This window comes from Acinetobacter sp. CAU_H_S139_7 (assembly GCF_058599305.1).
Genome location: NZ_CM178651.1, coordinates 3,481,347 through 3,496,009, shown reverse-complemented (window position 1 = coordinate 3,496,009; position 14,663 = coordinate 3,481,347). Strand labels below are relative to the sequence as shown.

At 36.6% G+C, this 14,663-nt stretch carries 12 protein-coding genes and 2 pseudogenes; 7 read left to right on the top strand and 7 right to left on the bottom strand.

Annotated elements, in window-relative coordinates; all coding sequences use genetic code 11:
• Positions 1–14: 14 nt before the first annotated feature.
• Both AC4MC0_RS16830 and AC4MC0_RS16825 read right to left on the bottom strand, forming a co-directional pair.
• Positions 15–2,375, bottom strand: coding sequence for a TOTE conflict system archaeo-eukaryotic primase domain-containing protein (locus AC4MC0_RS16830; protein WP_001060549.1), 2,361 nt, complete (start codon positions 2,373–2,375; stop codon positions 15–17).
• Positions 2,376–2,498: 123 nt separating this feature from the next.
• Positions 2,499–2,753, bottom strand: a pseudogene (locus AC4MC0_RS16825) (antitoxin Xre/MbcA/ParS toxin-binding domain-containing protein); the annotation flags it as partial.
• A 10-nt stretch (positions 2,754–2,763) separates the two neighbouring features.
• On the opposite strand from AC4MC0_RS16825, the pseudogene AC4MC0_RS16820 reads away from it, so the two are divergent.
• Positions 2,764–3,405, top strand: a pseudogene (locus tag AC4MC0_RS16820) (kinase); the annotation flags it as partial.
• On the opposite strand, the gene AC4MC0_RS16815 reads toward AC4MC0_RS16820, so the two are convergent.
• From AC4MC0_RS16815 to AC4MC0_RS16795, 5 genes are read right to left on the bottom strand one after another with little or no spacing between them, the layout of a single operon-like run.
• Positions 3,402–4,340, bottom strand: coding sequence for an HpcH/HpaI aldolase/citrate lyase family protein (locus AC4MC0_RS16815; RefSeq protein ID WP_068543414.1), 939 nt, complete (start codon positions 4,338–4,340; stop codon positions 3,402–3,404). The pseudogene AC4MC0_RS16820 and the gene AC4MC0_RS16815 sit on opposite strands and share 4 nt — an antisense overlap.
• Complete coding sequence (locus AC4MC0_RS16810) at positions 4,337–5,497, bottom strand: cysteine protease StiP domain-containing protein (RefSeq protein WP_068543416.1); 1,161 nt, start codon at positions 5,495–5,497, stop codon at positions 4,337–4,339. The genes AC4MC0_RS16815 and AC4MC0_RS16810 overlap by 4 nt, the downstream gene beginning before the upstream one ends.
• Entirely contained in the window at positions 5,490–6,269 is a 780-nt protein-coding gene (locus tag AC4MC0_RS16805) for an HAD family hydrolase (protein WP_068543419.1), read from the bottom strand. The genes AC4MC0_RS16810 and AC4MC0_RS16805 overlap by 8 nt, the downstream gene beginning before the upstream one ends.
• A complete protein-coding gene (locus AC4MC0_RS16800; RefSeq protein WP_228141761.1) occupies positions 6,259–7,383 on the bottom strand; it encodes a phosphoribosyltransferase domain-containing protein in 1,125 nt (374 codons plus the stop codon). The genes AC4MC0_RS16805 and AC4MC0_RS16800 overlap by 11 nt, the downstream gene beginning before the upstream one ends.
• A 3-nt stretch (positions 7,384–7,386) precedes the next feature.
• Positions 7,387–8,430 carry an ATP-grasp domain-containing protein gene (locus AC4MC0_RS16795; protein ID WP_228141762.1) on the bottom strand — a complete coding sequence of 348 codons (1,044 nt, stop codon included), beginning with the start codon at positions 8,428–8,430 and terminating at the stop codon, positions 7,387–7,389.
• A gap of 87 nt (positions 8,431–8,517) precedes the next feature.
• Between AC4MC0_RS16795 and AC4MC0_RS16790 the strand changes: the two genes are divergently transcribed.
• From AC4MC0_RS16790 to AC4MC0_RS16765, 6 genes are all read left to right on the top strand, one after another.
• On the top strand, positions 8,518–9,450 hold the full coding sequence (locus AC4MC0_RS16790) for an IS5 family transposase (RefSeq protein ID WP_081405714.1): 933 nt from the start codon (positions 8,518–8,520) through the stop codon (positions 9,448–9,450).
• Positions 9,451–9,733: 283 nt separating this feature from the next.
• A complete protein-coding gene (locus AC4MC0_RS16785) occupies positions 9,734–10,954 on the top strand; it encodes a TerD family protein (protein WP_491887163.1) in 1,221 nt (406 codons plus the stop codon).
• 43 nt (positions 10,955–10,997) lie between these two features.
• Positions 10,998–11,573: a TerD family protein gene (locus AC4MC0_RS16780; RefSeq protein ID WP_104795318.1), complete on the top strand. Its 576-nt coding sequence runs from the start codon at positions 10,998–11,000 to the stop codon at positions 11,571–11,573.
• Between the two features lie 21 nt (positions 11,574–11,594).
• Complete coding sequence (locus AC4MC0_RS16775) at positions 11,595–12,665, top strand: DUF475 domain-containing protein (RefSeq protein ID WP_104795319.1); 1,071 nt, start codon at positions 11,595–11,597, stop codon at positions 12,663–12,665.
• Positions 12,666–12,691: 26 nt separating this feature from the next.
• Positions 12,692–13,270, top strand: coding sequence for a TerD family protein (locus tag AC4MC0_RS16770; RefSeq protein WP_104795320.1), 579 nt, complete (start codon positions 12,692–12,694; stop codon positions 13,268–13,270).
• Positions 13,271–13,367: 97 nt separating this feature from the next.
• Entirely contained in the window at positions 13,368–14,654 is a 1,287-nt protein-coding gene (locus tag AC4MC0_RS16765) for a VWA domain-containing protein (protein WP_104795321.1), read from the top strand.
• The last annotated feature ends 9 nt before the right edge of the window (positions 14,655–14,663 follow it).

Below are 14,663 nucleotides of genomic sequence, written 5' to 3'. Positions count from 1 at the left end.
CAATAGATCTAAAATTATAAAACGATATTATTGTGTGATTGTTCTACAATATAGCCTAGAGCTTTATAACTTTTACTCCTTCTCTGAAACATTTTGACAAATATCGGATGGTTAACATCAACATAATCATATACCTGAACTTCAAATTTACCTTCATTTGATCTATGAATACGCCCAACATATTGAGCCAAAGTGCCTTTCCATGAAATCGGGAATGCCAAGAACAAGGTATCTAAACGAGGAAGATCAAAACCTTCACCAATGTATTTTCCCGTGGCAATCACAACATGAGCATCATCTAAATTTTGTTTTTCTTTTATGTTTTTTGTATGGCTCATACCTCCCTGTAAAATAGATGTTTTATACCCTAAATCATTCAACTTATTTCTAAGATTTTCGGCATGTTTTCTACGTTCAGTTAAAATTAACGGGATCTGACCATTTTGAATACAATGAGAGACATCTTTAATAATGGCATTATTACGTTCTGTATCTTCAGTAAGATGTTGCATCAGCTTTGAAATATGTGGTTTATTTTCGGTACCAAAGAAAATTTCTGGGAATTCACCTTCATAATTTACTTTTATTAATAATTTTTTAAGCTGGGTGTGATTGTTGGATTTCGCTTTGTATACAATAGAACCAGCTTGCATGAAAATAATGGGTTGATGCCCATCTTGACGTTCTGGTGTAGCAGTTAACCCGAGAATGTAGTAGGGACTGACTTCACTGAGAAGAAATTCATAGCTTGGTGCGGATAAATGGTGGCATTCATCTACGATAATTTGTCCGTAATTAAAGGCGATAGGTTTGATTGAATTATTTACACGGTTGATTAGACTTTGATATGTTGCAATGTCAATTTGATTAGATGGTTTGGCTTTTCCACCTTGTATTGTACCAATTTCGACATCGGCTAAAAATGAATGTAATCGTTCTTTCCATTGAGAAACAAGTTCTTTGTTATGAACAATAATGAGTGTATTTGTTTGGCGTTTGGCAATGATAGAGATTGCAGTAACAGTTTTTCCAAAAGCCGTTGGTGCATGTAGAACTCCAACATCGTGTTCAAGGATTTTTTTACATGCCATTTCCTGTTCAGAGGATAATTCGGTAAGTAGATTTATATTGACTAATATGTTGCCTTTAGTACGTTGATCTTTTAGTTTTATTTTAGTATCTTGTTGATTAAGCAAGTGAATTATATCTGTTAGGCATCCTCGTGGTAAACTGAGATATTGTCCTTCAAGGCGGGCACAGCATATGTGTCTTGGAATTCCTGTCGTTGAAAAACGCATTGCTTGTGCTTTAAAAAAACGAGGGTTGGAGAAAGTGGCTAATCTTTTTAATTGAGCTATCAATTGAGAGGGTAATGTCTGAATTGGAATGTGAATCATATTTGCGAATACCAATTCAATAGCGTCTGGACATCCCGCGATCTTTTGATTTTTTTTAGGAATATTTTTTACCCATGGAGCCTCATGGTCAACATCTGTTTGATTCTGTTCGATGAAATTGTAGCCTAGTTCATTCACAATATTATTAACTTCAGAAGAACTCATTAATTCAGTTTGTTGTAAAACAGTCCATGGGTCAGTAAAGGCATTAAAGTTACTGTCAATAAAGGTACTATTTCCTAGCGCTCTTGCGTGCTTTTGTAAGGGTAATGCTATTAAATTTCCAAATCCGCCTGCTGGCATGTGATCTTGATTTGGAAACATACGATCATAAGATTCAAAATCTAGAGCTGGATAAAGTTCCATGGCCTTATCTAGAATACCTGCACCCATTAAGCGAGCTTGCTTAGCTGCAATTGGTTCAGAGAAAAATATCCAAACATGTGCGCCATTACCTGAACGAGAGCGCTCAACCAAAAATGGTATATTTAAAGATAAGCACGCTTCAGAAAATGCAGTTACACAATTTTTCCAATCTGATTTATCAAAATCTACTGCGAGTAACCTACATTGATCTGTTGCTAATAGTGGGTAAATGCCTATAACTTTCTGTCCAGTTAAATGAGAATAAAGAACTTCTTGTGTGATGGGTAATAGTTGACGGCTTTTACAGTCTGAACATTTAATTTGAGGTTTGTAACAAATGCCATGTTTCCACTCATTTGCACAAGCAACAGAATAACCAGATTTTCCACTGCTATTTTCCCAACGATAAGCAAAGGTATCAGTTCGTCCAATAAACCTTTGAGAAAATAATAAAAGTCTTTCTTCTGCTGATAAATAATTCTTATTTTTTTCTTCAAGCGATATAAGTTTTTCTTTTTCTTGATAAAGGCTTTGATATTCATTTTGTAATAATGTGATTTGGTCTAAAATTTGCTGTAATCTAACTGCAATTTCTTTTAACTTATTATTCACTGATTTTTCCTAAAACACAGCTATTACTGTCCTGATATCAAATCTTAAATTAAAGAATTACAATATAATAAATCAATTAATTTTCAAAATATTATACAAAATTATTTATATGCATTAATTTCTTTAAAGTTTTGCTCGAAGACCCTCTAGCAATTGTAAAACAGAGAACAATCCCTGAGCATTTTGAATCTGTTCTACCGGAATGCCATTAGTTAATTTATTTGATGACTTCATGAAATGCTGCATCCAGGTAGTATCTCCACCCGCCAGAGCATCTAGTGATGTGGTAATACGGATTAAAGTGAGGGCGATTTCTCCCTGTTTTGAAGTGGGATCTAATTCAAGAGAGGTTAAAGTTTTCACCGAATCTATACTAATGTGGTTCCACTCCAACCGTGTTCGTTCTAATCAATTAAAATCATCTCAATTACCTTGGGCAGATCCACAGCAAATTCCTTATACTGTGACAGGACCATATTTAACCGAATTATTTAATAAATGTTTTATTGATGGTTTGCATGAACCGAGTAAGCGACCTTCTGCAAATGATTGGGAAGATGCTTTAGTCAAAACCGTTGACTTAATTCAGCCGTGTTTAAATGCTAATTGTACCCATAAGTGGTATGTTTTCGATAATACTACTGCACCAAAATGTCCTTTCTGCAATACGCCATTTTCAGGTAAGCTGCCAATACTAAACTTATATTCTGCACGTCAAGAAGGAAAGTTTAGACTAGATAATCATCGTTTGATGGTATGGACCGGTCAGTCGTTATTTCAATGGCATAGCAATCATATAGTTGCACCGAATGAACGTCTCAGTCCTGAACAAACTAAAAGAAAAGGTTATTTTATTTTTCATAATAATAAGTGGTGGTTGGTCAATGAAGGGTTAGCAGATTTGACTGACGTAACAACCAAAACAGCTATCCCGATTGGAGGTAAAATTGAGCTAAAAGATGGTGTACAAATTTTACTTTCAAAGCAAGAAGGTGGCCGTCTGGCTGTAGTACAGATGGTTGAAGCTTAGACTGAAAATGTATTGAGCATAAGTTTATCTTGGGTAGACGGTTGAGACTTACATAAACCAAAAGTTTTATAGCGTAATAAAATCATTTCTGCCCAATTGCGATGTGTAGCAGGTTCTAACATTGAGCCGTGGCTTTTAAATACACTTTTAGCATCTTGCGATAAAATTTGCTGTGCTTCATGAAATTCTTCTGTAGTTATTTGAAGGGCTTGATGAATATACGCAATTTGCGAAGGATGAATGGCAGTTTTTGTATAAATCCCATTATTCATATCTTGGCATATTTCACTCATGAGCAATTGCGTGTGGTTAATATGTTCACACACTGGCGAACTGAGTTGAAAACCAGCTGGAATAAATAAGCCTGCCAATTGTGAAATCAATATACCTACAGGGGTTTGATAAATAGTACTATTTTTAGGACGACGTAAATTTAAACAGGACAGAAGGTCATTACCTCCAATTCTTAAACACAAGGTTTTATGAAAATCATACTTGAGGGCTTGATTAAGTTCCATATTATGGCCCATATCAAAAATCTCTTTAGTTTCAAGCGTTGGCATCAGGTTGATATTAGATGGCAAAACGTCCATCCACTGTTTTAGATCGTGTAGCGTAAACTTGGGTAAAATCATACCACTGTAGGTATGATTTAATTCCCAGTCGACAATGTGTTTTGCCATCTCAATATTTCTAGGACGAATAAACATTGCAGGTGCTTTAGGATTCGGCTGTTCTAAACGTTTTTGTAATAAAAGTTTTAGGTTAACCATCGCAGTTTGTACGTCTCTTTCCAATACGGCATCTTCTAAACAGACTGCAATAGATTTAAGTATTGGAAATTTAATCCCTTCGGTAACTTCCCATAACTGCTCATGAGTTGCAGGAATGTACATGGTTGCACCAAGTTCAATCGCATGTTGCAGTTGTTTCATTTATTTTTCTCGACTTTTTTTATCAGAGTGACTGCATGGTATGGACCTAACTTGGCACCTAAAATATCTACAGGAATATTTTGTTCTTTGGCAAAATGTAACAGTAATTGTACATGGGGATTGGATGGATCACGAATTAATATTCTTTCAGGAATACGTCTTAATACCGCACGTGTCGCTTCTGCAATACTAGGTTTAATACGATTAATATTTTTAATATTATAGATGTCAGAGATCCAAGTAATCGTATCTAAACAAATTTTTTGTTGTTTGAGTCGAATATGATTATTCCAATGGGATAAATTTGTAGACGGATTCTGATTAATAATATTTAAAATTTTGTCTGTAAAATCTACTGAAATATCATGTTCAGCTAGATGTTTGTAAACTAAACAACTATGCCAATTTTTAGGCTCATAGCAATTTTTTTTTGCTAACTCAAAATTGATATGATCTTTTAAAATGGTGCGTGAGGTTAAACCAGAGACCACAGAACCTAGAATACCAAACGGAATCAGCCAATCCTCACAGCTAGCACTTAACCAAGAATAGCCACCTAAATCGGCTAAGGTGACAAGGCGAGGAATATCCCAGCCTGCATCAAATAATGCCGGATAATCTGCTAAATTTTGGGTTAACTCTCGACAAATTGCACCTTTACCTGTCCAACCATCTACAAAAACAATATTTTCCGCACCATGTTGATCAATAATGGCATGTAAGGCTGCAAAGTCGATACCGCGATCACGAATAATACTAATACCGTAATGTACGCACTGCTGATATTTTTCAATATAGTGCTTGAGCAGTACCCCTAAAGGTACACCTGCACGTACTAGACTGACCAAAATAATAGGCTGATTTTTAAATCGACTCAGTAGAGAGTTACCAATTTTCTGTACATCACAAGCCAGACGTTCAGCACCTTGCTCAAAAGCGTATTGAAAATGACGCATCTGCTCTTTTGAAGGGGGATGCTCTACACTAATCATTTGGGAGTAATGTTTTTTTCCTGATTGAATCAAATACTCTTTTTCTGCCAATGGTGTCGGTTCAATATCATCAATATTGAGTAAAAAGGTTACATCTTGCGGTCGATATGAACCATGAAAACCTAAGGTATTAAGATTGGATGCACCAGCATAATTCTTATCCATGTCCTAAATATCCTTTCGCATTATGATCTTGCATTAAACTTTGTGCTAAAAACTTATCCAATTGGCTATTTTTGGGCATACCAAACCAATCACAGCACGCTAAGAAGCCGGCATCAGATAAACTGTCGCCCCAACCTAAGATGGCACGTTCACGTTCAGGGTCATATTTGTTGATAAAAAATTCGACTGCTTTTTGTTTAGAAACAAATTTTGGAATAATCGCCAAATTATTACCATTGATATGTACGTAACAATGCTCGAGCACTTCAGCAGGTAAGTTGGCAATAATTTTAGATAAAAATAATGGTTCCGGATCATTCTGTTTGGCAACGGTATAAATTTTCCCGCCATTTTCTTCCACCGTCCAAGTACGGATTGATCCAAAAGGTTTTGCATAATCCAGTAGTGCATTGGGTAGATCATTGAGTAAGTGTTCTAACTCTGCTGTAGCTTGCTGTTGCAAAACAAGCCATTCTTGATCAACCTGTTTATTGGCCCCTAAAATGGTTCCGCCATGTGAGCAGACTGCACCGTGCTGAAAAGGAATATGTACGCGTTGTAATGCTTCTACTGACCGAGCAGTGACTGGAATTACTTCAGCAGACTCTAATAGCCAATTCACGAATATTTGCTGTTTTGGCAGCATATAAGAAAGCGGTTCACCTAATTTATCTGTAGTCGCAATTTTATGTAAAGGCGTAGGTGTGCTTTTACGATGTGTTTGAAAAAGAGTGTCATCTAAGTCAACAAAAATTAACGGCTTAACATTCATAACTAATAATTTCCAAGTTTTTTATTTGTTCAAAAAGCAGAGGGTCAACACTATCTTTAGCGGTTTCAATGATTAAAAAGACACGATCAAATTCTTGATGTTTTACGTTGTATGCATAGTTATTCATATTGAGTCCGTAATTGTCTTTAAATAAACAAATACTTTCAATGGACTGTCCTTGCATAATCGGAGAGCGAGTGGTGGAGCTAAAATAAACCTCAACACCTTGCTTTTCTAGTTGCTCTGCCATTAGGAAAGGAATCCAGGTGAATTCCCCCGAACCTAACACTAAAACTTTTTCATGCGCTTGAATGGATTCAATCTTTTGCCACACAGAACACTCCAGAAAAGTCGGTTCGCGCCCCCAGTCATTGGGTGCAATAATTTTTTGGCTTTGTTGCTGGGTTGAACTGACGTTCGGCATTTGAATATCAATTTCTTTGTTGTTATCTTGCCACTGCCAGTGACCATGTAATAAAGAAACCACTTCAACTGGAATACCTAAATCATCGGTGACTAAGTGCTGTTCAGCCCAGTTGACTAAAGTCACTAAAATAATCCTTTCAACGTGTTCTAAACCTGATTTTTTAAGACTGAGAATTAAATTTCTAAAGGTTTTACCAGTCGAAATTTCATCATCCACTAAGATAAGAGTTTTTGAACTCAGGATGTGTTGATGTTTAATAGCATCATGACTAGACAAGATAAATTGGTCTTGTGCATGGCTATGTTCTTCTAAAAACAAGCCTAATGTGGGCAAGGTTTCGACTGGATGCCGAGTAGTCGTTAAAAAAATAGCATTTTCCCCGAAATCTGGTTTCAGCTCACGATAGACTCCTGCGCCTAAACCGACTGCGGTTTCAGCCATACCAATCACACTAATGGGATAGGGCAAATTTTTAGGAATAAGAGCAGCAAGGTCTTGATAGCTTTTTTGCATAACTGAGGGTGCGACAGGAATATGTTTACCAAGAACTTTAGAAACAAATAAAAATGCACGTTTCGGATTAATTCTTTCTGCAAAGCTAAGCAAATCATCCAATTTCCATTCAGGATGATGATGATTTACTGTCACACTAATACGGCCACGGCTTAAATCAATATGTTTTATCAATGTTTACAATCCATTTTTTATACTTTGTATAATGGGGAGAACTTGTACTACAGTAGTTGGTACGGAGCGCTTTAAAATTAAGTGCAATTTTTCAGCAATCAATTCTGCAATTAAATTAACTCCAGTATGTTGTGTATAGGCAAAACCGCCAGCGGGACGCGGGTTAATTTCTAAAATATGCCAGGCTCCCTGATCATCTTGCTTAAATTGAATATTGATCAATCCATCGCACTGGAAATGTTCTACTAAAATTTTACATATTTCATGACATGGATGCTCGATATAGCATTCTTGATAAAATTTAAATTTTATCCGAGTCACTAAGGCTAAAATTTTGCCATTACTACAGGCAATATCTACAGAACATTCTTGCCCTTGCAAAAAAGGCATAATCAAATACTCAATAGGCGGCTGTAATTGAGCATAAGCTTCTATAAACTGTTGTGTATTACACAAAGTATTAGACTGAAACCTCATAAAATATGAAACGTCATCCCTTAATTGCACAAAACCTGCACCATATACGCCATAAACGGGCTTTGCACAAATAGCGCTATATCGTTGTTGATATTCATCAATAGCTTGTTTTAACTCATTAACATGAGCAACTTTTGCAGCAGAAATGCTAGGTAAGTTTAAACCTTCGCAAATTTCTCCAAATAAAAATTTATTATTAATGTTTTCATGCTGACTAATGTCTTTGGCACCAGTCACTAATTGAATATCATGACGAGAAAATTCTTCACGAAACTGCTCAATAAATTGACTATGCTTTCCACAAAATAAAAGTTGAATAGAGTGCTCTTTACATTGTTCTAATAACCAGTCTGAACTGTCCTTAACAACCGGTTGTTGAAAAAAATAGTCTGCATACAACTTTAGTTCAGGACGTTGTTTACTATGAGAACAAAAAATAGTCAGATGGGAAGATAAATTTGAGTTTTTTAATAATTGAATAATGTCATTTTGACAGGAATAACTTTCAGCAATCCAGATATTGTAATGCGATTTCACAGTAGATTTGATCTCAATTTTATTTAATAACAATTATGAATTTATGATTTCATTCTACATGGAGTAGGCTTTGTTGCACAAACCTATCTGTAAAGGGTTTTTCAGCGATATAATTTTCAAATGAAGAAGCCTACACACAAAATCTACCGCACAACCAATTGGCCCGCATATAACCGAGCGCTTATGAGTCGCGGAAATATTGCCATTTGGTTTGATCCTGCTACGCAATGGTATGCGCCATCAAAAGGCAAACAAGGGCGAAATCAAACCTACTCCGACGCAGCCATCCAATGCTGCTTAATGATTAAATCCTTATTCCGTCTGTCTTTACGTATGGTCACTGGCTTTGTGCAAAGTCTGATTAAACTTTGCGGATTAAATTGGATAGCTCCAGATTACACCACGCTTTGTAGAAGACAAAAGCATATTGATATTGTAATCAGCTACCAAAAAAGTAGCGATGGGCTGCATCTACTCATGGACTCTACAGGCATGAAGTTTCTAGGTGAGGGCGAATGGAAACGCAAGAAACATGGACCTGAATATCGTCGCCAATGGCGTAAACTTCATATTGGTATAGATGCTAAAACCCTACAAATACGAGCAGTTCAGCTTACAACCAATAATGTCAGTGATTCACAGGTGCTTGGTGATTTACTTAATCAGATTCCACAAGATGAGCGGATTGACTCTGTTTATACCGATGGAGCTTATGACACCAAGCAATGCCGTCAGGTCATTGCAGATCGGCAAGGGCATGCGGTGATTCCACCTAGAAAAAATGCGAAACCATGGAAAGATACAAAGAGTAGCTCGCTAGAGCGAAATGAATTACTTCGAACAATTAAACGTTTAGGCAGGACACTATGGAAAAAATGGTCAGGCTATCATCGTCGAAGTTTGGTTGAAACTAAGATGCATTGCATCAAATTATTAGGAGATAAACTCAGTGCAAGGAGTTTTGATAGCCAAGTGAATGAGATCCATGCACGTGTAGCAGTCCTTAACAGATTTACGGAATTAGGTCGACCACTTACCCAAGTTACGCCTTAAATTTGGCTCAATTAGGGGCGCTTTGCATTTCAAATCTTTGTGCAACAAAGCCCATGGAGTATATAAAATTTTTCATGTAATAAATTGAAAAATTGTTCTAGAAAGTCACTGGGTTGATATCAACCCAGTGACATGGCGGCAGGTTTTTATATTGCTGCACTTGCCGCGTGAATCCGCCTATGTTAAAACAATATAGGGCGAATAAAATAATTTTTAAGATATTTTTTTATATTCATATACTTAATTAGTTAAATGAAATATTACAATATTGTAAGAGGGTAGTATGCAACTTATTGCAGGTGGAAACATTGCTTTAGCATCTGAAGTGGTGGAGATATTAATAAAAACCAGTATTCCTAATCAAGTAGAGGTTGATTGTACTGCATATCTTTTAGTACAAAGTACGCAAAAAGTGCGTGGTGATCAAGATATGATTTTCTATGGACAAACTCAAACACGAAATCAAAGTGTGCTACTAGTCCAGTCTGATTCCAATGATCCATATGTAAGTAAATTTAAGATTAATACAGCATTAATTGATCCACAAATTCAAAAAGTTACTTTATGTGCAACAATTAATGAACCCAATAATTTTAGTCGAATATCTCCTATTCATATTGAACTTTTATCCGGTACTCAAACCATCGCCAATGCAGTGATTCAGACTCAGTCTAAAACAGAAAAAGCATTAATTTTGGCAGAAGTGTATAAACATAATGATAAGTGGAAATTTAGATTTATTGATCAAGGCTTTAATGGGGGGTTGAAACCGTTGGCTGAAAACTTTGGTGTGGTGATTGATGAGACTACAACGCATACTTCGCCAACGCCAACGCCAACGCCAACGCCAACGCCAACGCCAACGCCAACGCCAACGCCAACAAAATCAAATATAAATTTATCCAAGATCAAGTTAGATAAAAATAACTCGACAATTAATCTTAGTAAGAAAGGTTCAGCTTTTGGCAAAATTTCAGTCAATTTAAACTGGAATAAATCTGCACCTAAATCCGAATCCTTTTTTCAGAAATTAACCCGTTCCAATTCAATCGACCTAGATTTGGGTGCGATGGTGCAGCTTAAAGATGGCAGCATTGATTTAGTACAGCCGCTTGGAAACCGATTTGGCAATTTTGATCGCGCTCCCTATATGAAATTAGACGCAGATGATCGCACCGGAGCATCGCTAAATGGAGAAAACTTACATATTAACGGCACTCAATGGGATCGTATTGAGCGCATTGTTATTTACACTTATATTTATGAAGGTGCGGCACAATGGGCTGCCACCGATGGTGTGGTAACAATTCGTATTCCGGATCAACCGGAAATTGAGGTGCGCTTAACAGAAGGTAATCAATTAACTACCTGTGCAATTATAGAATTAAAAAATGTTAACGGTGCTATTCAAGCTAATCGAGAAGTTCGTTATTTCAAAGACCAACAATTTTTAGATAAGTTTTATCGCTTTGGTTTTCGCTGGACCCAAGGCTCAAAAGATTAACAGTATCAATTTAATTTACATGTAATAAAGAAGAGAGAAAATTATGGCTATTTCATTAAACAAAGGTGGAAATCTATCTTTAAGTAAAACAGATCCATCGCTTAACCAAGTTTTGATTGGTTTAGGTTGGGATGCGCGAGCAACCGATGGTGCAGATTTTGACTTGGATGCTTCTGCATTTTTATTGGCTGCAAATGATAAAGTTCGTGGTGAAACTGATTTTATTTTTTATAACCAAACCCGTTCACCAGAAGGTTCTGTAGAACATACTGGCGACAATCGTACCGGTGAGGGTGATGGTGATGATGAAGCGGTTAAAATTAATTTGGCGAAAATTCCCACTGATGTGCAAAAAATTGCCATTACTGTGACTATTCATGATGCTGAAAGCCGTGGTCAAAATTTTGGCCAAGTGCAAAATGCTTTTATTCGCGTAGTCAATGATCAGACCAATGTCGAAATTGTCCGCTTTGATTTAAATGAAGATTATTCCACTGAAACAGCGATGATTTTCGGTGAACTATATCGTCATAATGGTGAATGGAAATTTAGAGCCGTAGGGCAAGGTTATAATGGCGGTCTACGCGCTATGTGTGGCCAATATGGCATCAGTATTTAAACTTTGTTTATTAGGTAAAAAATGAAACATTTCCGTTTTTCGATAATTTTTACCATCATATGCTTGGCTATTTCAGCATATTGGGGCTTCACGCATGGTCCTGAAGCCGGCTTGATGGCCATGTTCAAAGTCTTGGCTATTACCTCTATCCTAGCTGTGATGGAGGTTTCATTATCTTTTGATAATGCGGTTGTCAATGCTTCTGTATTGAAACATTGGAATCAATTTTGGCGCACACTGTTTTTAACAGTCGGGATTATCGTTGCCGTGTTTGGTATGCGATTGGTATTCCCTTTACTTATTGTTGGTGTCACTGCGGACATGAGTATGATTGAGGTTGCTAAATTAGCGTTAAATGATCCTAAGTCTTATTCAGAAAAGCTTATGGCTCATCATGCTGAAATTGCAGCATTTGGTGGCATGTTCTTATTATTAGTATTCTTAAATTTCTTGTTTGATGATGAAAAAGATGAACATTGGTTTCATTGGCTTGAATCAAGACTAGCAGATTTAGGAAATATTCAGGCTATTTCAGTCTTTATTTCATTAGTTATTCTACTTATTCTAGCAAGCTATATCCCTGATACATCACGTTTAGTTGTTGTGATGGCTGGAATTTGGGGTATTGTCGTGTATGTGGGTGTGAAAGTAATTGGTCATCTATTAGAAGGCAGTAGCAATGATGATGAGTCTGAAAAATCAAATGGTGCATCAGCAACAGGTACTATTGTCAAAGGTGGTATTGGTGGTTTCTTATATTTAGAAGTATTAGATGCATCTTTTAGTTTCGATGGTGTAATCGGTGCTTTTGCAATTACCAGCGATGTGGTAATTATTATGCTTGGCCTTGCAATTGGTGCGATGTTTGTCCGTTCAATGACAATTTATCTTGTTGAAAAAGGTACGCTAGATGCCTATGTATATTTAGAACATGGTGCACATTATGCAATTGGCGCACTTGCTTTCATTATGTTGGCCAGTGGCACAGGATTACATATTCCAGAGGTTATTACAGGGTTGGTAGGTGTTGCCTTCATTGTTTGGGCTGTTATCTCTTCAATTTCATATAGTAAAAAGCAACAATCTTCATAAATTAAATTTGATAAGGAAATAAAGAAATGGCGATTAATTTATCCAAAGGTGGAAATATTAACCTTTCTAAAACTGCACCGACTATGAATAAAGTCGACTTGGGGTTAGGTTGGAATCCACGCGCAACGGATGGTAAAGCATTCGATCTAGATGCAGTTGCATTCTTAACGGGTGAAGATGGTAAAGTTCGTTTAGATGGTGAATTTATTTTCTTTAATCAGAAAGTTTCACCATGTGGGTCTGTGACTCATAATGGTGATAACCGCACTGGCGATGGCGATGGCGATGATGAAACCATTTCAGTAGACCTGTCTAAGGTTCCTCAAGAAGTGGCAAAAATTGTATTTGCAGTGACGATTCATGAAGGTCAGCAGAATGGTCAAAACTTTGGTATGGTCGATCGAGCTTATATCCGTGTAATTAACCAAGACGCAAATGCAGAAGAATTGGCGCGTTTTGATTTGTCTGAAGATGGTAGCACTGAAGTTGCAATGATTTTTGGTGAATTATATCGTCACAGTGGTGAGTGGAAATTCAAAGCAGTAGGTCAAGGCTTTAGTGGTGGTTTAGGTGCTTTAGCAGCTAGTTATGGTGTTGCTGTTTAAGCAGCTAGTTGTAACACAAGTACTAAAAGAGCGATCTTTTAGTACTTGAAAGTGATAGATATAGGATTACTTTCAAGTACTACAATAGAGAATAAAAATGCACTTGATTTCTGGTCAAAAAATAGCATTGAATCAAATTATTCAGACAAGTGATGTCTTTACTTTACGGATTCAAATGAACGCCACATTTGAGATCGATGTTTCAAGCTTTGGCTTAGGCGTAGGCGATACACTTTTTAATGATGATTATATGACTTTTTATAATCAGCCTCAGACACCTGCCGCAGAAGTACGCTATCAACAACAACGTAATGCGCATCTTTTTCACTTCAATCTAAAACACATTAATCATGCACAGACGCCACGATTTATACTGTGTGCTGCGGTCAGTGATCAGCAAAAAAATTTAAGAGACGTGAAAGCGATTCAAATCGAATTGCTTAACTCATCTGGACAGGTAGTGGCAACGTATGCATTAAGCCCCAGCTATTTCAGTCAAGAAAAAGCAGCGATGTTGGTCGAGGTTTATTTTAAAAATGATTTATGGTGCTTGGCAGCGATTGGACAAGGCTTTAATAGTGGCTTAAATGCTTTGGTTCGACATTTTGGTGCTGAGGTTGCAGAAGACCTTGCTCCACCTATGCCAACGCTTTCCAAGCTTGATTTAAAGAAAAAAGTGATTTTAGATAAAATTGAGCAGGCAGCACCACATTTATTAGATTTAACTAAAAAGTCGCTGATAAGCTTAGAAAAAAGTAATTTATTGAATATTAAAGCACGAGTAGCACTGGTGTTAGATTATTCAGGTTCAATGAGCCAACAATATAAATCGGGTGATGTACAACACCTTCTAGACCGAATTATACCCTTGGCTTTGAATTTTGATGACGATGGTAGCTTTGAGTGTTGGGCATTTGCAGAAAAAGCCCTTCATTTAAATGATGTGAATCTTGAGAATTTAAATAACTATATAGCTTCAGAACAAGGAGGCTATAAAAAATGGAATGCGAAAGCTGGCTATAATAATGAGCCTGCCGTTCTTGAAGAAGTATTGCATTATTTCATTAAAGAAAGTCCATCAAACGTAGCTGTCTATATTGTATTTATTTCTGATGGCGGTGTGTCTGAAGCTAGAAAAATTAAAAAGATTTTACAAGAGGCATCATCACAACCCATATTTTGGCAATTTGTAGGTATAGGCGGCAGAAATTACGGTGTATTAGAGAAATTAGATATCATGGAGGGGCGAGTGGTCGACAATTGTAATTTCTTTAAAATAAATAATATTGAAAGTACTTCTGAATCAATGCTCTATGACTTTTTACTTCAAGAATTTCCGATATGGTTAACAGAAGCAAAAAATAAAAATATCGTGAGAGGATAGGTAAATGTA